At 41.3% G+C, this 23,934-nt stretch carries 2 protein-coding genes; one reads left to right on the top strand and one right to left on the bottom strand.

Annotation, left to right across the window (positions count from 1 at the left end):
* Nucleotides 1-142: 142 nt before the first annotated feature.
* Nucleotides 143-23,011 carry a T9SS type A sorting domain-containing protein gene (locus IPK88_08730; GenBank protein MBK8243498.1) on the top strand — a complete coding sequence of 7,623 codons (22,869 nt, stop codon included), beginning with the start codon at nucleotides 143-145 and terminating at the stop codon, nucleotides 23,009-23,011.
* A 286-nt stretch (nucleotides 23,012-23,297) separates the two neighbouring features.
* Here the strand turns inward: IPK88_08730 and IPK88_08735 are convergent, their stop codons facing one another.
* A complete protein-coding gene (locus tag IPK88_08735) occupies nucleotides 23,298-23,912 on the bottom strand; it encodes a NifU family protein (GenBank protein ID MBK8243499.1) in 615 nt (204 codons plus the stop codon).
* Nucleotides 23,913-23,934: the final 22 nt, after the last annotated feature.

The following is a 23,934-nucleotide window of genomic DNA, read 5'->3' on the forward strand; positions in this document are numbered from 1 at the left end:
TTGTTAAAATGGTAGCTATTTTACTGATTATGAATTAATTAGCGATTGATTTATTGATTACAAAATAGATCATTAGTTGGCTTTTATAAAACTTAAGTTCAATATGCATATGTCCAATCTAAATGTCTCCAAATGTTTCAGAATGTTTAAGAATCGAAATGGCATTCTTGTATTCGTTTTTCTAAGCATGTGGTTATTTGGTTTTTCACAAAATCTGGATAAAGTACCTCCAAGTCCAAATAAGAAAATATTAAATTCTGAAATCTCTCTGGAAAGAATCGTTTTTAAACCAGAAGGCATAGTGGATATCAACCCAAGTGAAGCTAAATTGGCGCTTTTAGGTACATGCCCTTGTGCAAATAATATTATTATTAATGGTGATTTTGAAGTCAATGTAAGTGGATGGAATTTTTTTAATGGTAATTTTTATCGTAACACGGCTTTTCCTCAATGTGCTACAATTGGTCACGGTGAATTTGCATATAACGGTATTCCTCCAGCCTATGGAGGTTTCAATCAAACCATTACAACAATTTCTGGAGGGTCCTCTTTTACATTTAAAACATATGGTGGTGTGCATGTTAATACTTTTGATGCCACAGTGGGTTTATTATTTTATGATGTTAATAATGTTTTTATTAGTCAATTAACTCAACAGGTGGATGCTATTTTACCAAATATGGCATTGTACACAATAAATGGAATAGTCCCAACAAATGCCACAAAAGTTGTTATTCAAGGGCTAACAAACGGAAACTTTTTAAAAGTGGATGAAATGTGCTTACAAGTAACAGCTTGTAATCCAGATAATGCCAATGCTCCTCCTTTTTGTACGCCAACTCCCGCAGCTTGTACGGGTAATACCTTTAAATGGTCACAAATCATAGATGCAATAAATGGTAACCCTTCAGCAGTAAGATTATTTTGTGGGGGAACGCTATCCTATTTAATTCCGGGTCCCTATCCACCGGCATTCAGTGGACCTGTTTCTGTTGCAATTCCGGATGCTGTTGGCTGGGATGGATATATAGGAAGGGATGTTGTTACTCAACCCAACGAAAGATGGAGGTTGGTTTTTAAGAAAAGTGGTTCAGTAGTATATTCATCAAATTACACAAATGATGTTCCTGATTTTAAAAGTCAAGCCTATTGGAGAGGTTCATTAGGAACCGGATTTTTACCTAATGGTGCAGATCAAATATTTATCGAACACTGGTCAGTGGGTAATGATGCTTCTTGTGCAAATGGCCCTAATTCAGTAGTGCCATCAAGTGTTTGTATTTCTTATTCTTTATGCAGTATGACCTCTGCATTGTTGAATGCATCCAACGGTACATCCACAACGCTTTGCAATGGTACTTCAGTTACATTAACTGCTTCTTCTGTAAATGGGGCCTTACCTATAAGCTATTTATGGAGTAATGGGTTGGGTACAGGGTCAACTAAAACTGTATCACCTTCAATAACAACAACTTATACGATTACAGCTACGGATGCAAATAATTGCACAGCAACTGCTTCTCATACTGTAACAGTAAATCCAAAACCTGTCGTAACCATCACGGGAAACCAAATTATTTGTAATGGGTCTAATACAACTTTTACAGCGAATCCATCTGGAGGAACGACTCCATATAGTTACTTATGGAGTAATGGTTCCACATCGGCTGCAATTGCAATCAGTACAGCCGGTACCTATTCTGTAACTGTCACAGACTCTAAAGGATGTACAGCTACTGCTAGTAGGATTTTAACGGTTAATGCTAAACCAGTGGTCAAGATTGATGGAAATAATATTATTTGTGCGGGTGGGTCAACTGTATTCACCGCGAGTCCTAGTAATGGAACAACACCCTACACTTATTTATGGAGCAACTCAGCTACTACTCAAAGTATTACAATTACTACAGCAGGAAACTATATAGTTACCGTTACTGATGCTAATGGATGCACTGGTACATCATCACGAACATTAACAGTAAAACCTAAACCCACAGTTACAATAACTGGAAATAATAATCCTTGTGCGGGCCAGCCCACAACTTTTACAGCAAACCCTTCAGGGGGTACAGCACCTTATACTTATTTATGGAGTACTGGAGCAACTACTCAAATGATAACGGTAAGCACATTAGGCACTTATACCGTAACAGTTACGGATTTTAACGGGTGTACTGGTAGCGCTTCTGTCACATTAACTCAAAAACCAAAACCTCTAGCTAAAATTGATGGACTCACAAATGTTTGTCAGGGTAGCACTGTTACATTTACTGCATATGCTTCTTCAGGAACACCACCATACACTTATTTGTGGAGTACTGGTGCCACAACAGATTTTATTGTAATTGGAACAGCTGGAACTTATTCTGTTACTGTAACCGATTTAAATGGATGTACAGGTACCGCTTCTCGTACTTTAACCGTGAACCCAATACCGTCTACCACAATATCTGGTACTAATATTATTTGTAGTGGAAACAGTACAGTCTTTACTGCAAATCCAAGTGGTGGAACTCCTGGTTATACGTATTTATGGAGTAATTCAGCAACAACTCAAAGTACAACAGTTTCAACAACTGGAACCTATTTTGTAACAGTTACTGATACTAAAGGATGTACAGCAACAGCCAGCAGGGCATTGACGGTGAACCCTTCACCATCCGTAATAATCAATGGAACTACTACATTTTGTGAAGGCAACACGAGTCAACTTACCACCGCGGTTAGTGGTGGTACACCAGGATATACCTATTTGTGGAGTACAGGTTCAACTTCAACATTTATAACTGTTAGCACATCAGGAACCTATTCTGTAACGGTAACAGATACCAAAGGGTGTACAGCATCAGCTTCTAAAACTGTAACGGTAAACCCTAAACCAACGGTACAAATAGTTGGAAATCAAATTATTTGTTTAGGTAGTTCATCAGTTTTTACTGCAAATCCAAGTGGGGGTACAAGCCCGTATACATATTTATGGAGTAATTCCGCTACAACACAAAGTATTACTATCAATACAGCCGGAACATATGTTGTTACAGTTACGGATTCTAAAGGATGTACAGCTACAGCTTCAAGAGTTTTAACTGTAAATCCTAAACCTACAGTGACTATTTCAGGAACTAATGTTATTTGTACCGGTACTAATACCGTTTTTACTGCAAATGCGAGTGGTGGAACTAGCCCCTATAGTTATTTATGGTCTAATTCAGCAACAACTCAAAGTATTACTGTAAGTTCAGCAGGAAATTATTTTGTGACTGTTACTGATTTAAATGGTTGTACCGGATCAGCTAATATCACACTTACAATTAATACAATAACTCCTGGAAGTATAGCTGCGGATCAAACGATATGCAGTGGCGGAGATCCAGCAGGATTTACCAGTGTAGCAGCTACAGGAAGCGGAACGATAACCTACCAATGGCAGTCCAGCACGACAGGATGTAATGGAACATTCAGCAATATTGCAGGAGCTACATCAGCGACTTATGATGTACCATCAGGCTTGACGGTAACAACAAGTTACAGAAGAGTAGCTACCTCAACATTAAACGGCGTAACATGTAGTGCAAATTCCAATTGTATAACAATTACTGTAAATAATTTAACCCCTGGAAGTATAGCTGCCGATCAAACGATATGCAGTGGAGGAGATCCAGCAGGATTTACCAGTGTAGCAGCCACAGGAAGTGGAACGATAAGCTACCAATGGCAGTCCAGTACGACAGGATGTAATGGAACATTCAGTAATATCGCAGGAGCAACATTAGCGACTTATGATGTACCATCAGGATTGACGGTAACGACAAGTTACAGACGAGTAGCTACCTCAACCTTAAACGGAGTGACATGTAGTGCTAATTCGAATTGTATAACAGTTACCGTAAATAATTTAACCCCAGGAAGTATAGCTGCTGATCAAACGATATGCAGTGGAGGTGATCCAGCAGGATTTACCAGTGTAGCAGCTACAGGAAGCGGAACGATAACCTACCAATGGCAGTCCAGCACAACAGGATGTAATGGAACATTCAGTAATATCGCTGGAGCTACTTTAGCGACTTATGATGTACCATCAGGCTTGACGGTTACAACAAGTTACAGACGAGTAGCAACCTCAACCTTAAACGGAGTAGCATGTAGTGCAAACTCGAATTGTATAACGGTTACCGTAAATGATTTAACTCCGGGAAGTATAGCTGCTGATCAAACGATATGCAATGGAGGCAATCCAGCAGGATTTACCAGTGTAGCAGCTACAGGAAGTGGAACGATAACCTACCAATGGCAATCCAGCACAACAGGATGTAATGGAACATTCAGTAATATAGCAGGAGCTACATTAGCGACTTATGATGTACCATCCGGCTTGACGGTAACGACAAGTTACAGACGAGTAGCTACCTCAACCTTAAACGGAGTGACATGTAGTGCTAATTCGAATTGTATAACAGTTACTGTAAATAATTTAACCCCTGGAAGTATAGCTGCTGATCAAACGATATGCAGTGGAGGAGATCCAGCAGGATTTACCAGTGTAGCAGCCACAGGAAGTGGAACGATAACCTATCAATGGCAGTCCAGTACAACAGGATGTAATGGAACATTCAGCAATATCGCAGGAGCAACTTTAGCGACTTATGATGTACCATCAGGCTTGACAGTAACAACAAGTTACAGACGAGTAGCAACAAGTACATTAAACGGAGTAGCATGTAGTGCAAACTCGAATTGTATTACCGTTACTGTAAATGATTTAACTCCTGGAAGTATAGCTGCCGATCAAACGATATGCAGTGGAGGAGATCCAGTAGGATTTACCAGTGTAGCAGCTACAGGAAGTGGAACGATAAGCTACCAATGGCAGTCGAGCACGACAGGATGTAATGGAACATTCAGCAATATAGCAGGAGCTACATTAGCGACTTATGATGTACCATCAGGATTGACGGTAACAACAAGTTACAGACGAGTAGCAACAAGTACATTAAACGGAGTAGCATGTAGTGCTAATTCCAATTGTATAACGGTTACTGTAAATGATTTAACTCCTGGAAGTATAGCTGCTGATCAAACGATATGCAGTGGCGGCGATCCAGCAGGATTTACCAGTGTAGCAGCGACAGGAAGTGGAACGATAACATACCAATGGCAGTCCAGCACTACAGGATGTAATGGAACATTTAGCAATATCGCAGGAGCAACATTAGTGACTTATGATGTACCATCCGGCTTGACGGTAACGACAAATTACAGACGAGTAGCAACCTCAACCCTAAACGGAGTGACATGTAGTGCTAATTCGAATTGTATAACAGTTACCGTAAATAATTTAACTCCTGGAAGTATAGCTGCTGATCAAACGATATGCAGTGGCGGCGATCCAGCAGGATTTACCAGTGTAGCGGCGACAGGAAGTGGAACGATAACCTACCAATGGCAGTCGAGTACTACAGGATGTAATGGAACATTCAGCAATATAGCAGGAGCTACATTAGCGACTTATGATGTACCATCCGGCTTGACGGTAACGACAAGTTACAGAAGAGTAGCAACAAGTACATTAAACGGCGTAGCATGTAGTGCAAACTCGAATTGTATAACGGTTACTGTAAATAATTTAACCCCAGGAAGTATAGCTGCTGATCAAACGATATGTAGTGGCGGCGATCCGGTAGGATTTACCAGTGTAGCAGCTACAGGAAGTGGAACGATAACCTACCAATGGCAGTCCAGCACGACAGGATGTAATGGAACATTCAGCAATATCGCAGGAGCTACATTAGCGACTTATGATGTACCATCAGGCTTGACGGTAACGACAAGTTACAGAAGAGTAGCAACAAGTACATTAAACGGCGTAGCATGTAGTGCAAACTCCAATTGTATAACGGTTACTGTAAATGATTTAACTCCTGGAAGTATAGCTGCTGATCAAACGATATGCAGTGGCGGAGATCCAGCAGGATTTACCAGTGTAGCAGCTACAGGAAGCGGAACGATAACCTACCAATGGCAGTCCAGCACGACAGGATGTAATGGAACATTCAGCAATATTGCAGGAGCTACATCAGCGACTTATGATGTACCATCAGGCTTGACGGTAACAACAAGTTACAGAAGAGTAGCTACCTCAACATTAAACGGCGTAACATGTAGTGCAAATTCCAATTGTATAACAATTACTGTAAATAATTTAACCCCTGGAAGTATAGCTGCCGATCAAACGATATGCAGTGGAGGCGATCCAGCAGGATTTACCAGTGTAGCAGCCACAGGAAGTGGAACGATAAGCTACCAATGGCAGTCCAGCACGACAGGATGTAATGGAACATTCAGCAATATAGCAGGAGCTACATTAGCGACTTATGATGTACCATCAGGATTGACGGTAACAACAAGTTACAGACGAGTAGCAACAAGTACATTAAACGGAGTAGCATGTAGTGCTAATTCCAATTGTATAACGGTTACTGTAAATGATTTAACTCCTGGAAGTATAGCTGCTGATCAAACGATATGCAGTGGCGGCGATCCAGCAGGATTTACCAGTGTAGCAGCGACAGGAAGTGGAACGATAACATACCAATGGCAGTCCAGCACTACAGGATGTAATGGAACATTTAGCAATATCGCAGGAGCAACATTAGTGACTTATGATGTACCATCCGGCTTGACGGTAACGACAAATTACAGACGAGTAGCAACCTCAACCCTAAACGGAGTGACATGTAGTGCTAATTCGAATTGTATAACAGTTACCGTAAATAATTTAACTCCTGGAAGTATAGCTGCTGATCAAACGATATGCAGTGGCGGCGATCCAGCAGGATTTACCAGTGTAGCGGCGACAGGAAGTGGAACGATAACCTACCAATGGCAGTCGAGTACTACAGGATGTAATGGAACATTCAGCAATATAGCAGGAGCTACATTAGCGACTTATGATGTACCATCCGGCTTGACGGTAACGACAAGTTACAGAAGAGTAGCAACAAGTACATTAAACGGCGTAGCATGTAGTGCAAACTCGAATTGTATAACGGTTACTGTAAATAATTTAACCCCAGGAAGTATAGCTGCTGATCAAACGATATGTAGTGGCGGCGATCCGGTAGGATTTACCAGTGTAGCAGCTACAGGAAGTGGAACGATAACCTACCAATGGCAGTCCAGCACGACAGGATGTAATGGAACATTCAGCAATATCGCAGGAGCTACATTAGCGACTTATGATGTACCATCAGGCTTGACGGTAACGACAAGTTACAGAAGAGTAGCAACAAGTACATTAAACGGCGTAGCATGTAGTGCAAACTCCAATTGTATAACGGTTACTGTAAATGATTTAACTCCTGGAAGTATAGCTGCGGATCAAACGATATGCAGTGGCGGAGATCCAGCAGGATTTACCAGTGTAGCAGCTACAGGAAGCGGAACGATAACCTACCAATGGCAGTCCAGCACGACAGGATGTAATGGAACATTCAGCAATATTGCAGGAGCTACATCAGCGACTTATGATGTACCATCAGGCTTGACGGTAACAACAAGTTACAGAAGAGTAGCTACCTCAACATTAAACGGCGTAACATGTAGTGCAAATTCCAATTGTATAACAATTACTGTAAATAATTTAACCCCTGGAAGTATAGCTGCCGATCAAACGATATGCAGTGGAGGAGATCCAGCAGGATTTACCAGTGTAGCAGCCACAGGAAGTGGAACGATAAGCTACCAATGGCAGTCCAGTACGACAGGATGTAATGGAACATTCAGTAATATCGCAGGAGCAACATTAGCGACTTATGATGTACCATCAGGATTGACGGTAACGACAAGTTACAGACGAGTAGCTACCTCAACCTTAAACGGAGTGACATGTAGTGCTAATTCGAATTGTATAACAGTTACCGTAAATAATTTAACCCCAGGAAGTATAGCTGCTGATCAAACGATATGCAGTGGAGGTGATCCAGCAGGATTTACCAGTGTAGCAGCTACAGGAAGCGGAACGATAACCTACCAATGGCAGTCCAGCACAACAGGATGTAATGGAACATTCAGTAATATCGCTGGAGCTACTTTAGCGACTTATGATGTACCATCAGGCTTGACGGTTACAACAAGTTACAGACGAGTAGCAACCTCAACCTTAAACGGAGTAGCATGTAGTGCAAACTCGAATTGTATAACGGTTACCGTAAATGATTTAACTCCGGGAAGTATAGCTGCTGATCAAACGATATGCAATGGAGGCAATCCAGCAGGATTTACCAGTGTAGCAGCTACAGGAAGTGGAACGATAACCTACCAATGGCAATCCAGCACAACAGGATGTAATGGAACATTCAGTAATATAGCAGGAGCTACATTAGCGACTTATGATGTACCATCCGGCTTGACGGTAACGACAAGTTACAGACGAGTAGCTACCTCAACCTTAAACGGAGTGACATGTAGTGCTAATTCGAATTGTATAACAGTTACTGTAAATAATTTAACCCCTGGAAGTATAGCTGCTGATCAAACGATATGCAGTGGAGGAGATCCAGCAGGATTTACCAGTGTAGCAGCCACAGGAAGTGGAACGATAACCTATCAATGGCAGTCCAGTACAACAGGATGTAATGGAACATTCAGCAATATCGCAGGAGCAACTTTAGCGACTTATGATGTACCATCAGGCTTGACAGTAACAACAAGTTACAGACGAGTAGCAACAAGTACATTAAACGGAGTAGCATGTAGTGCAAACTCGAATTGTATTACCGTTACTGTAAATGATTTAACTCCTGGAAGTATAGCTGCCGATCAAACGATATGCAGTGGAGGAGATCCAGTAGGATTTACCAGTGTAGCAGCTACAGGAAGTGGAACGATAAGCTACCAATGGCAGTCGAGCACGACAGGATGTAATGGAACATTCAGCAATATAGCAGGAGCTACATTAGCGACTTATGATGTACCATCCGGCTTGACGGTAACGACAAGTTACAGACGAGTAGCAACCTCAACATTAAACGGAATAGCATGTAGTGCCAATTCTAATTGTATAACAGTTACTGTAAATAATTTAACTCCTGGAAGTATAGCTGCCGATCAAACGATATGCAGTGGAGGTGATCCAGCAGGATTTACCAGTGTAGCAGCCACAGGAAGTGGAACGATAACCTACCAATGGCAGTCCAGCACGACAGGATGTAATGGAACATTTAGTAATATAGCAGGAGCTACATTAGCGACTTATGATGTACCATCAGGATTGACGGTAACAACAAGTTACAGACGAGTAGCAACAAGTACATTAAACGGAGTAGCATGTAGTGCTAATTCCAATTGTATAACGGTTACTGTGAATAATTTAACCCCTGGAAGTATAGCTGCTGATCAAACGATATGTAGTGGCGGAGATCCGGCAGGATTTACCAGTGTAGCAGCTACAGGAAGTGGAACGATAAGCTACCAATGGCAGTCGAGCACGACAGGATGTAATGGAACATTCAGCAATATAGCAGGAGCTACATTAGCGACTTATGATGTACCATCCGGCTTGACGGTAACGACAAGTTACAGAAGAGTAGCAACAAGTACATTAAACGGAGTAGCATGTAGTGCAAACTCCAATTGTATAACAGTTACCGTAAATGATTTAACTCCTGGAAGTATAGCTGCGGATCAAACGATATGCAGTGGAGGTGATCCAGCAGGATTTACCAGTGTAGCAGCCACAGGAAGTGGAACGATAAGCTACCAATGGCAGTCCAGCACGACAGGATGTAATGGAACATTCAGCAATATAGCAGGAGCAACTTTAGCAACCTATGATGTACCATCCGGCTTGACGGTAACGACAAGTTACAGACGAGTAGCAACCTCAACATTAAACGGCGTAACATGTAGTGCCAATTCCAATTGTATAACCGTTACTGTGAATGATTTAACCCCAGGAAGTATAGCTGCCGATCAAACGATATGCAGTGGAGGAGATCCAGCAGGATTTACCAATGTAGCAGCCACAGGAAGTGGAACGATAACCTACCAATGGCAGTCCAGTACTACAGGATGTAATGGAACATTCAGTAATATAGCAGGAGCTACATTAGCGACTTATGATGTTCCATCAGGATTGACGGTAACAACAAGTTACAGAAGAGTAGCAACAAGTACATTAAACGGAGTAACATGTAGTGCAAACTCCAATTGTATTACCGTTACTGTAAATGATTTAACTCCTGGAAGTATAGCTGCTGATCAAACAATTTGCAGTGGAGGTGATCCAGCAGGATTTACCAGTGTAGCAGCCACAGGAAGTGGAACGATAAGCTACCAATGGCAGTCCAGCACGACAGGATGTAATGGAACATTCAGCAATATCGCAGGAGCTACATTAGCGACTTATGATGTACCATCAGGCTTGACGGTAACGACAAGTTACAGACGAGTAGCTACAAGTACATTAAACGGAGTAGCATGTAGTGCCAATTCGAATTGTATAACAGTTACTGTGAATGATTTAACTCCTGGAAGTATAGCTGCTGATCAAACGATATGCAGTGGAGGAGATCCAGCAGGATTTACCAGTGTAGCAGCCACAGGAAGTGGAACGATAAGCTACCAATGGCAGTCTAGCACTACAGGATGTAATGGAACATTTAGTAATATCGCAGGAGCTACATTAGCGACTTATGATGTACCATCAGGCTTGACGGTAACGACAAGTTACAGAAGAGTAGCAACAAGTACATTAAACGGAGTAGCATGTAGTGCAAACTCGAATTGTATAACGGTTACTGTAAATGATTTAACTCCAGGAAGTATAGCTGCTGATCAAACGATATGTAGTGGAGGGGATCCAGCAGGATTTACCAGTGTAGCAGCCACAGGAAGTGGAACGATAAGCTACCAATGGCAGTCCAGCACGACAGGATGTAATGGAACATTCAGCAATATAGCAGGAGCAACTTTAGCAACCTATGATGTACCATCCGGCTTGACGGTAACAACAAGTTACAGAAGAGTAGCAACAAGTACATTAAACGGCGTAGCATGTAGTGCAAACTCCAATTGTATAACGGTTACTGTAAATGATTTAACTCCTGGAAGTATAGCTGCTGATCAAACGATATGCAGTGGAGGAGATCCAGCAGGATTTACCAGTGTAGCGGCCACAGGAAGTGGAACGATAAGCTACCAATGGCAGTCGAGCACGACAGGATGTAATGGAACATTCAGCAATATAGCAGGAGCTACATTAGCGACTTATGATGTACCATCAGGATTGACGGTCACGACAAGTTACAGAAGAGTAGCAACAAGTACATTAAACGGAGTAGCATGTAGTGCAAACTCCAATTGTATAACAGTTACCGTAAATGATTTAACTCCGGGAAGTATAGCTGCTGATCAAACGATATGCAGTGGAGGCGATCCAGCAGGATTTACCAGTGTAGCGGCCACAGGAAGTGGAACGATAACCTACCAATGGCAGTCTAGCACTACAGGATGTAATGGAACATTTAGCAATATCGCAGGAGCTACATTAGCAACCTATGATGTACCATCCGGCTTGACAGTAACAACAAGTTACAGACGAGTAGCAACAAGTACATTAAACGGAGTAGCATGTAGTGCAAACTCGAATTGTATAACGGTTACTGTAAATAATTTAACCCCTGGAAGTATAGCTGCTGATCAAACGATATGCAGTGGAGGAGATCCAGCAGGATTTACCAGTGTAGCAGCCACAGGAAGCGGAACGATAACATACCAATGGCAGTCCAGCACGACAGGATGTAATGGAACATTCAGCAATATAGCAGGAGCTACATTAGCGACTTATGATGTACCATCAGGCTTGACGGTAACGACAAATTATAGACGAGTAGCAACAAGTACATTAAACGGAGTAGCATGTAGTGCAAACTCCAATTGTATAACGGTTACTGTGAATGATTTAACCCCAGGAAGTATAGCTGCTGATCAAACAATATGCAGTGGCGGTGATCCTGCAGCATTTACGAGTGTTGCAGCCACAGGAAGTGGAACGATAACTTATCAATGGCAGTCGAGCACTACAGGATGTAATGGAACATTCAGTAATATAGCAGGAGCTACATTAGCGACTTATGATGTACCATCCGGCTTGACGGTAACAACAAGTTACAGACGAGTAGCAACAAGTACATTAAACGGAGTAGCATGTAGTGCCAATTCTAATTGTATAACGGTTACTGTAAATGATTTAACTCCAGGAAGTATAGCTGCTGATCAAACGATATGCAGTGGAGGAGATCCAGCAGCATTTACCAGTGTAGCAGCCACAGGAAGTGGAACGATAACTTACCAATGGCAGTCGAGCACGACAGGATGTAATGGAACATTTAGTAATATAGCAGGAGCTACATTAGCGACTTATGATGTACCATCAGGCTTGACGGTAACGACAAGTTACAGAAGAGTAGCAACAAGTACATTAAACGGAGTAGCATGTAGTGCAAACTCGAATTGTATAACGGTTACTGTAAATGATTTAACTCCAGGAAGTATAGCTGCTGATCAAACGATATGTAGTGGAGGGGATCCAGCAGGATTTACCAGTGTAGCGGCTACAGGAAGTGGAACAATAACCTACCAATGGCAGTCCAGCACGACAGGATGTAATGGAACATTCAGCAATATCGCAGGAGCTACATTAGCAACTTATGATGTACCATCAGGCTTGACGGTAACGACAAGTTACAGACGAGTAGCAACAAGTACATTAAACGGAGTAGCATGTAGTGCAAACTCCAATTGTATAACGGTTACTGTAAATGATTTAACTCCTGGAAGTATAGCTGCCGATCAAACGATATGCAGTGGAGGAGATCCAGTAGGATTTACCAGTGTAGCAGCTACAGGAAGTGGAACGATAAGCTACCAATGGCAGTCGAGCACGACAGGATGTAATGGAACATTCAGCAATATAGCAGGAGCTACATTAGCGACTTATGATGTACCATCCGGCTTGACGGTAACAACAAGTTACAGACGAGTAGCAACCTCAACTCTAAACGGAGTAGCATGTAGTGCTAATTCGAATTGTATAACAGTTACTATAAATAATTTAACCCCAGGAAGTATAGCTGCGGATCAAACGATATGCAGTGGAGGAGATCCAGCAGGATTTACCAGTGTAGCAGCCACAGGAAGTGGAACGATAACCTACCAATGGCAGTCCAGCACGACAGGATGTAATGGAACATTTAGCAATATTGCAGGAGCAACATCAGCAACTTATGATGTACCATCAGGCTTGACGGTAACAACAAGTTACAGAAGAGTAGCAACCTCAACCCTAAACGGAGTGACATGTAGTGCCAATTCTAATTGTATAACAGTTACTGTAAATAATTTAACTCCTGGAAGTATAGCTGCCGATCAAACGATATGCAGTGGAGGTGATCCAGCAGGATTTACCAGTGTAGCGGCTACAGGAAGTGGAACGATAACCTACCAATGGCAGTCGAGCACGACAGGATGTAATGGAACATTCAGCAATATCGCTGGAGCAACATTAGCGACTTATGATGTACCATCAGGCTTGACGGTTACAACAAGTTACAGACGAGTAGCAACCTCAACCTTAAACGGAGTAGCATGTAGTGCAAACTCGAATTGTATTACCGTTACTGTGAATGATTTAACCCCTGGAAGTATAGCTGCTGATCAAACGATATGCAGTGGCGGCGATCCAGCAGCATTTACCAGTGTAGCGGCTACAGGAAGTGGAACAATAACTTACCAATGGCAGTCCAGCACTACAGGATGTAATGGAACATTTAGCAATATCGCTGGAGCTACATTAGCGACTTATGATGTACCATCAGGCTTGACGGTTACAACAAGTTACAGAAGAGTAGCTACAAGTACTTTAAACGGAGTAGCATGTAGTGCTAATTCGAATTGTATAACAGTTACCGTAAATGATTTAACTCCAGGAAGTATAGCTTCCGATCAAACGATATGCAGTGGAGGAGATCCAGCAGGATTTACCAGTGTAGCAGCCACAGGAAGTGGAACGATAACTTACCAATGGCAGTCTAGCACGACAGGATGTAATGGAACATTCAGCAATATAGCAGGAGCTACATTAGCGACTTATGATGTACCATCAGGATTGACGGTTACAACAAGTTATAGAAGAGTAGCCACCTCAACATTAAACGGCGTTGCATGTAGTGCAAACTCGAATTGTATTACCGTTACTGTAAATGATTTAACCCCAGGAAGTATAGCTGCCGATCAAACGATATGCAGTGGAGGAGATCCAGCAGGATTTACCAGTGTAGCAGCGACAGGAAGTGGAACGATAACTTACCAATGGCAGTCTAGCACGACAGGATGTAATGGAACATTCAGCAATATCGCAGGAGCAACTTTAGCGACTTATGATGTACCATCAGGCTTGACAGTAACAACAAGTTACAGACGAGTAGCAACAAGTACATTAAACGGAGTAGCATGTAGTGCAAACTCGAATTGTATTACTGTTACTGTAAATGATTTAACTCCTGGAAGTATAGCTGCCGATCAAACTATATGCAGTGGAGGAGATCCAGTAGGATTTACCAGTGTAGCAGCTACAGGAAGTGGAACGATAAGCTACCAATGGCAGTCGAGCACGACAGGATGTAATGGAACATTCAGCAATATAGCAGGAGCTACATTAGCGACTTATGATGTACCATCCGGCTTGACGGTAACGACAAGTTACAGACGAGTAGCAACCTCAACATTAAACGGAATAGCATGTAGTGCCAATTCTAATTGTATAACAGTTACTGTAAATAATTTAACTCCTGGAAGTATAGCTGCCGATCAAACGATATGCAGTGGAGGTGATCCAGCAGGATTTACCAGTGTAGCGGCGACAGGAAGTGGAACGATAACCTACCAATGGCAGTCCAGCACGACTGGATGTAATGGAACATTCAGCAATATAGCAGGAGCTACATTAGCGACTTATGATGTACCATCAGGATTGACGGTAACAACAAGTTACAGACGAGTAGCAACAAGTACATTAAACGGAGTAGCATGTAGTGCTAATTCCAATTGTATAACGGTTACTGTAAATGATTTAACTCCTGGAAGTATAGCTGCCGATCAAACGATATGCAGTGGAGGAGATCCAGTAGGATTTACCAGTGTAGCAGCTACAGGAAGTGGAACGATAAGCTACCAATGGCAGTCGAGCACGACAGGATGTAATGGAACATTCAGCAATATAGCAGGAGCTACATTAGCGACTTATGATGTACCATCCGGCTTGACGGTAACAACAAGTTACAGACGAGTAGCAACCTCAACTCTAAACGGAGTAGCATGTAGTGCTAATTCGAATTGTATAACAGTTACTATAAATAATTTAACCCCAGGAAGTATAGCTGCGGATCAAACGATATGCAGTGGAGGAGATCCAGCAGGATTTACCAGTGTAGCAGCCACAGGAAGTGGAACGATAACCTACCAATGGCAGTCCAGCACGACAGGATGTAATGGAACATTTAGCAATATTGCAGGAGCAACATCAGCAACTTATGATGTACCATCAGGCTTGACGGTAACAACAAGTTACAGAAGAGTAGCAACCTCAACCCTAAACGGAGTGACATGTAGTGCCAATTCTAATTGTATAACAGTTACTGTAAATAATTTAACTCCTGGAAGTATAGCTGCCGATCAAACGATATGCAGTGGCGGTGATCCAGCAGGATTTACCAGTGTACCGGCTACAGGAAGTGGAACGATAACCTACCAATGGCAGTCGAGCACGACAGGATGTAATGGAACATTCAGCAATATCGCTGGAGCAACATTAGCGACTTATGATGTACCATCAGGCTTGACGGTTACAACAAGTTACAGACGAGTAGCAACCTCAACCTTAAACGGAGTAGCATGTAGTGCAAACTCGAATTGTATTACCGTTACTATAAATAATTTAACCCCTGGAAGTATAGCTGCTGATCAAACGATATGCAGTGGCGGCGATCCAGCAGCATTTACCAGTGTAGCGGCTACAGGAAGTGGAACAATAACTTACCAATGGCAGTCCAGCACGACAGGATGTAATGGAACATTTAGCAATATCGTAGGAGCTACATTAGCGACTTATGATGTACCATCCGGCTTGACGGTAACAACAAGTTACAGACGAGTAGCTACCTCAACCTTAAACGGTGTATCATGTAGCGCCAATTCCAATTGTATTACCGTTACTGTGAATGATTTAACCCCAGGAAGTATAGCTGCTGATCAAACGATATGCAGTGGAGGTGATCCAGCAGGATTTACCAGTGTAGCGGCCACAGGAAGTGGAACGATAACTTACCAATGGCAGTCTAGTACTACAGGATGTAATGGAACATTTAGTAATATCGCAGGAGCTACATTAGCGACTTATGATGTACCATCAGGCTTGACGGTTACAACAAATTACAGACGAGTAGCAACCTCAACATTAAACGGCGTAACATGTAGTGCAAATTCTAATTGTATAACATTGACTGTAGTACCAAATCCTGTAGTTACAATAACAGGTGGCAACAAAATATGCGCAGGAACGAGCAGTACATTTACAGCGAATGCAAGTGTAGGAACAGCACCGTTTACCTACTTATGGTCAACGACTGCAACAACACAAAGTATCAATGTAAGTACAGCAGGAACATATAGTGTTACAGTAACGGATGCGAACGGATGTACAGGAACTGCAAGTCGAACATTAACCGTTGATCCAAATCCAGTAGTTACAATAACAGGAGACAACAAAATATGCGCAGGAACGAGCAGTACATTTACAGCTAATGCAAGTGTAGGAACAGCACCGTTTACTTATTTATGGTCAACGACTGCGACAACACAAAGTATTAATGTAAGTACAGCAGGAACGTATAGTGTCACTGTAACGGATGTAAACGGATGTACAGGAACTGCAAGTAGAACATTAACAGTAGATCCAAATCCAGTAGTTACAATTACTGGTGGTAACAAAATATGCGCAGGAACGAGCAGTACATTTACAGCGAATGCAAGTGTAGGAACTGCACCGTTTACCTACTTATGGTCAACGACAGCGACGACACAAAGTATCAATGTAAGTACAGCAGGAACCTATAGTGTAACTGTAACGGATGCGAACGGATGTACAGGAACTGCAAGCCGAACATTAACGGTAGATCCAAATCCAGTAGTTACGATAACAGGAGACAACAAAATATGTGCAGGAACGAGCAGTACATTTACAGCGAATGCAAGTGTAGGAACAGCACCGTTTACCTACTTATGGTCAACGACTGCAACAACACAAAGTATTAATGTAAGTACAGCAGGAACCTATAGTGTAACTGTAACGGATGCGAACGGGTGTACAGGAACTGCAAGTAGAACATTAACGGTAGATCCAAATCCAGTAGTTACGATAACAGGAGGCAATAAAATATGCTCAGGAACGAGCAGCACATTTACAGCGAATGCAAGTGTAGGAACAGCACCGTTTACCTACTTATGGTCAACGACTGCAACAACACAAAGTATCAATGTAAGTTCAGCAGGAACCTACAGTGTGACTGTAACAGATGCGAACGGATGTACAGGAACTGCAAGTAGAACATTAACGGTAGATCCAAATCCAGTAGTTACGATAACAGGAGGCAATAAAATATGCGCAGGAACGAGCAGTACATTTACAGCGAATGCAAGTGTAGGAACTGCACCGTTTACCTATTTATGGTCAACGACTGCGACGACACAGAGTATCAATGTAAATACAGCAGGAACCTATAGTGTCACTGTAACGGATGCGAACGGGTGTACAGGAACAGCAAGCCGAATATTAACAGTAGATCCAAATCCAGTAGTTACGATAACAGGTGACAACAAAACATGTACAGGAACGAGCAGTACATTTACAGCGAATGCAAGTGTAGGAACAGCACCGTTTACCTATTTATGGTCAACGACTGCGACAACACAAAGCATTAATGTAAGTACAGCAGGAACCTATAGTGTAACTGTAACGGATGCGAACGGATGTACAGGAACTGCAAGTAGAACATTAACGGTAGATCCAAATCCAGTAGTTACGATAACAGGAGACAACAAAATATGTGCAGGAACGAGCAGTACATTTACAGCGAATGCAAGTGTAGGAACAGCGCCGTTTACCTACTTATGGTCAACGACTGCAACAACACAAAGTATTAATGTAAGTACAGCAGGAACCTATAGTGTAACTGTAACGGATGCAAACGGGTGTACAGGAACTGCAAGTAGAACATTAACGGTAGATCCAAATCCAGTAGTTACGATAACAGGAGACAACAAAATATGTGCAGGAACGAGCAGTACATTTACAGCGAATGCAAGTGTAGGAACAGCGCCGTTTACCTACTTATGGTCAACGACTGCAACAACACAAAGTATTAATGTAAGTACAGCAGGAACCTATAGTGTAACTGTAACGGATGCAAACGGATGTACAGGAACTGCAAGCCGAACATTAACGGTAGATCCAAATCCAGTAGTTACGATAACAGGAGGCAATAAAATATGTGCAGGAACGAGCAGTACATTTACAGCGAATGCAAATGTAGGAACAGCACCGTTTACCTACTTATGGTCAACGACTGCGACGACACAAAGTATTAATGTAAGTACAGCAGGAACCTATAGTGTAACTGTAACGGATGCGAACGGGTGTACAGGAACTGCAAGTAGAACATTAACGGTAGATCCAAATCCAGTAGTTACGATAACAGGAGACAACAAAATATGTGCAGGAACGAGCAGTACATTTACAGCGAATGCAAGTGTAGGAACAGCACCGTTTACCTACTTATGGTCAACGACTGCAACAACACAAAGTATTAATGTAAGTACAGCAGGAACCTATAGTGTAACTGTAACGGATGCGAACGGGTGTACAGGAACTGCAAGTAGAACATTAACGGTAGATCCAAATCCAGTAGTTACGATAACAGGAGGCAATAAAATATGCTCAGGAACGAGCAGCACATTTACAGCGAATGCAAGTGTAGGAACAGCACCGTTTACCTACTTATGGTCAACGACTGCAACAACACAAAGTATCAATGTAAGTTCAGCAGGAACCTACAGTGTGACTGTAACGGATGCGAACGGATGTACAGGAACTGCAAGTAGAACATTAACGGTAGATCCAAATCCAGTAGTTACGATAACAGGAGGCAATAAAATATGCGCAGGAACGAGCAGTACATTTACAGCGAATGCAAGTGTAGGAACTGCACCGTTTACCTATTTATGGTCAACGACTGCGACGACACAGAGTATCAATGTAAATACAGCAGGAACCTATAGTGTCACTGTAACGGATGCGAACGGGTGTACAGGAACAGCAAGCCGAATATTAACAGTAGATCCAAATCCAGTAGTTACGATAACAGGTGACAACAAAACATGTACAGGAACGAGCAGTACATTTACAGCGAATGCAAGTGTAGGAACAGCACCGTTTACCTATTTATGGTCAACGACTGCGACAACACAAAGCATTAATGTAAGTACAGCAGGAACCTATAGTGTAACTGTAACGGATGCGAACGGATGTACAGGAACTGCAAGTAGAACATTAACGGTAGATCCAAATCCAGTAGTTACGATAACAGGTGACAACAAAACATGTGCAGGAACGAGCAGTACATTTACAGCGAATGCAAGTGTAGGAACAGCGCCGTTTACCTACTTATGGTCAACGACTGCAACAACACAAAGTATTAATGTAAGTACAGCAGGAACCTATAGTGTAACTGTAACGGATGCAAACGGGTGTACAGGAACTGCAAGTAGAACATTAACGGTAGATCCAAATCCAGTAGTTACGATAACAGGAGACAACAAAATATGTGCAGGAACGAGCAGTACATTTACAGCGAATGCAAGTGTAGGAACAGCGCCGTTTACCTACTTATGGTCAACGACTGCAACAACACAAAGTATTAATGTAAGTACAGCAGGAACCTATAGTGTAACTGTAACGGATGCAAACGGATGTACAGGAACTGCAAGCCGAACATTAACGGTAGATCCAAATCCAGTAGTTACGATAACAGGAGGCAATAAAATATGTGCAGGAACGAGCAGTACATTTACAGCGAATGCAAATGTAGGAACAGCACCGTTTACGTACTTATGGTCAACGACTGCGACGACACAAAGTATTAATGTAAGTACAGCAGGAACCTATAGTGTCACTGTAACGGATGCAAACGGATGTACAGGAACTGCAAGTAGAACATTAACGGTAGATCCAAATCCAGTAGTTACGATAACAGGAGACAACAAAATATGTGCAGGAACGAGCAGTACATTTACAGCGAATGCAAGTGTAGGAACAGCACCGTTTACCTATTTATGGTCAACGACTGCGACGACACAAAGCATTAATGTAAGTACAGCAGGAACATATAGTGTTACAGTAACGGATGCGAACGGATGTACAGGAACTGCAAGCCGAACATTAACGGTAGATCCAAAGATAAAAATTGGTGATTTTGTGTGGTTGGATTCTAATGGAGATGGATGCCAAGATTTTGCTGAATTAGGAATAAATGGAGTGACAGTTAGGTTATTTGATGCTTCAAATGTATTAATAGATACAAAAGTTACAACTAATAATAGTACTGGTATGCCGGGGTATTATGAATTTGAAGTTTGTGCTGGAACTTATTATGTAAACTTTAGTAAGCCAAGTGCGAATCATGTATTTACTAAGCGAAAATCTTGTGGTAATAATACAACAGATTCTGATCCTAATACAACAACTGGAAATACTGATTTGATAACATTAACTCCTGGTCAACAAGATTTCAATTTGGATGCAGGATTTTATTTACCAGCCCGACTAGGAGATTATGTTTGGATAGACGCAAATGGTAATGGAATTCAAGATGGTATAGAAGTTGGTTTAAATGGTGTAAATGTGATATTAAAAGATGTATTTGGGGTTCCGATAACCAGTACTATTACAGCGACGGGCGGACCAAATAATTTGCCAGGATATTATCAATTTACAAACTTAGCTCCAGGTTCTTATATTGTAATGTTTGTGAGACCGAGTGGTTACGATTTAACCAAGAAAGATGCATCTGGAAGTAATGATACGAATGATAGTGATGCAGATCCAACAACTGGAAATGCACCTGTTGTAACCTTGGTATCTGGTGAAAGTAATCAAACTATTGATGCAGGTCTTTACAGAACTTCAAGTTTAGGTGATTTCGTTTGGCATGATTTAGATAAGGATGGTCGTCAAGATGCAAATGAACCAGGATTGAATGGTTTTACAGTGACTTTATTCGATATTAACGGAGTTCAAAGAGGCCAGAAATTAACTGCCAATAATCCAAATACAGGATTACCTGGATGGTATGAGTTTATCAATTTAGTACCGGATACTTATTACATCAGTGTTACGCCAATAGCTAATCAGGGGTGGATCAGTACAATTCCTAATGTGGGTAATGAAATTGCTGATTCTGATATTAGTGGATTACATGGTGCAAATACTTCAGATAATGTTCCACTGGCATCGGGTCAAAATTATCCTGATCTTGATGCCGGATATTATTTGAATAATTCATTGGGAGATTATGTTTGGGAAGATTCAGATCGTAATGGTGCCCAAGATGCTAATGAACAAGGGATAAATGGTATTAATGTGATGTTATTTAATTCAATTACTAATGTAATGGTTAGCCAAAAAAACACCACCACTAATCCATCAACAGGATTGCCGGGTTGGTACCTATTTGATAACTTAGCTACAGGAACTTACTATGTGAAATTTACAGTGCCTGTGGGTTACTTAGTTACTTCACCGAATCAAGTTGGAGATGCAATAGACTCTGACTTAGACAATACCAATGGCATTGGTACTACTGGTAATTACACCATCAATGCAAATACCAATAATCTAACTGTTGATGCAGGTTTATTTAAGGCAGTTAAGATTGGAAACTTTGTCTGGAAAGATACGGGCTTAGGCAATGATGGAAAAGGACCTGAAGCCTTTAATGGGGTTCAGGATCCTGGAGAAAGGCCTGTACCGGGAGCTATCGTAAATTTGAAAAATGTATCTGGTGTAACTTTACAAACCACTACAACCGATAATTTAGGTGAATATTATTTCTATGTTGCACCTAATAGTGGAAGTTATACACTTCAGTTCTTAGTAGCAGATACATTTAATTTCACAACTCCAAATTACAATGCTAATCTGGATGACATATTTGATAGTGATGTTACTGCTCAGGTTAAGGTATCTCCATACATGTCTGGAACAACTCAAGTGTTTGTTGTGGGTGCAGTGGATAATCTTACTTATGATGCTGGTATATATCCTCAGAGTATACTTCCTCTTACATTAATATCATTTAATGGATATTTGGAGAAAGATCATACAGCCTTGAATTGGATTACAGCTGTGGAAGAAAATACGGATCGATTTATCATCGAAAGAAAGCATGCAAGTCAATCTAGTTTCAAATCTATTGGAACAGTAAAAGCTCAAGGGAATTCCACCGTAGCTAAATCATATGATTTCTTAGATTATGATATCAAACTTTCGGGTGTGTATTACTATAGATTGAAAATGTTAGACAAGGATGGATCTTTCACTTACAGTAATGTGGTTTCTGTAGTTGTAAATTCAAAATCAGCAAATACATCAATGACGGTTTATCCAAATCCAACAAGAGAAGTTATTAATATTAATTTGAACGGATTGGATAAGGGAGATGTACAGTTTAGCATTGTGGATTTAGATGGCAAGATCATTTTAAATCACGAACATACTTTTAAATCCACTGATCTCAATCATGATTTACAAATAGATATTAGGAATATACCTACCGGTATTTACTTATTGAAAATGAATATTAAGGATAATATTTTAACAGAAAAAATCATGATTACTCGTTAAGCATTTGGTTATAAAAATGATAAAAGCCCTCTTGTGAAAACAAGGGGGTTTTTTATTATTTCTAATTTATTTATTGAAATAATCTGACAATTTAAAGACCGCCTAAAAATGATTAACTCATTTATAAAATGTAAAATAAATTAGATAAGTATCTACATCCGCGTGAGGGATAGTAGAGGAAAGACTTCTGAAGTTAAGGTATATGCTAGGGAAGAAGTCTTGCAACGAATAGCCCGACCTCGAGTACCCGAGAGGGCACGCCCAAATTATTGATTCATAGAATAGTTTATTGCGCTTCTGCTACGACCTCGGTAACTTCAGGGACCATTCGTTTAAGAAGACCTTCGATACCGGCTTTTAAGGTAACTGTGGATGATGGGCAGCCGCTGCAAGAGCCTTGCATCATTACGGTAACAACGCCGTTTTGATAAGATTTGAATTCAATATTACCGCCGTCCATTTCAACTGCAGGGCGGACGTAATGAATGATGATTTCTTTGATACGTTTTACCAATTCTGCATCGGAATCTGAATAGGTTATATCTGAGGATGCTTCGCGTTTTTGTTCCACAAAAGCTTCGTAAGTATCTTTTACAATTTCGCGGTCGGTTTCAAGATATTTTTTAATAAAATCCTTCGTTTGTACCATGATTTCTTGCCAGTCAAAATCCGGTTTTTTGGTAATGGTGACAAAATTATTGGAGATATATATGCCTTGTACAAATTCTAAATGGAACAATTCTGTAGCTAATAATGACCAGTTTTCTGCCTCCGCCACATTCTTAAATTCTGCAATCCCTCGGTAGAGCATTCTATTAGAGACAAATTTCAAAGTCTCCGGATTGGGAGTTTGTTCTGTATAAAGCAAAACGTGAGGTTTAGATTCCGTAGTCGATTCCATGGCTAAATCATTTATTGGTAGA

Origin of the sequence: Candidatus Defluviibacterium haderslevense (genome assembly GCA_016712225.1) — a bacterium.
Lineage (GTDB): Bacteria > Bacteroidota > Bacteroidia > Chitinophagales > Saprospiraceae > Vicinibacter > Vicinibacter haderslevensis.

Coding starts and splice junctions, on each gene's coding strand:
- IPK88_08730 (MBK8243498.1), top strand. CDS start 143: ATGTTTAAGAATCGAAATGGCATTCTTGTATTCGTTTTTCTAAGCATG.
- IPK88_08735 (MBK8243499.1), bottom strand. CDS start 23,912: ATGGAATCGACTACGGAATCTAAACCTCACGTTTTGCTTTATACAGAA.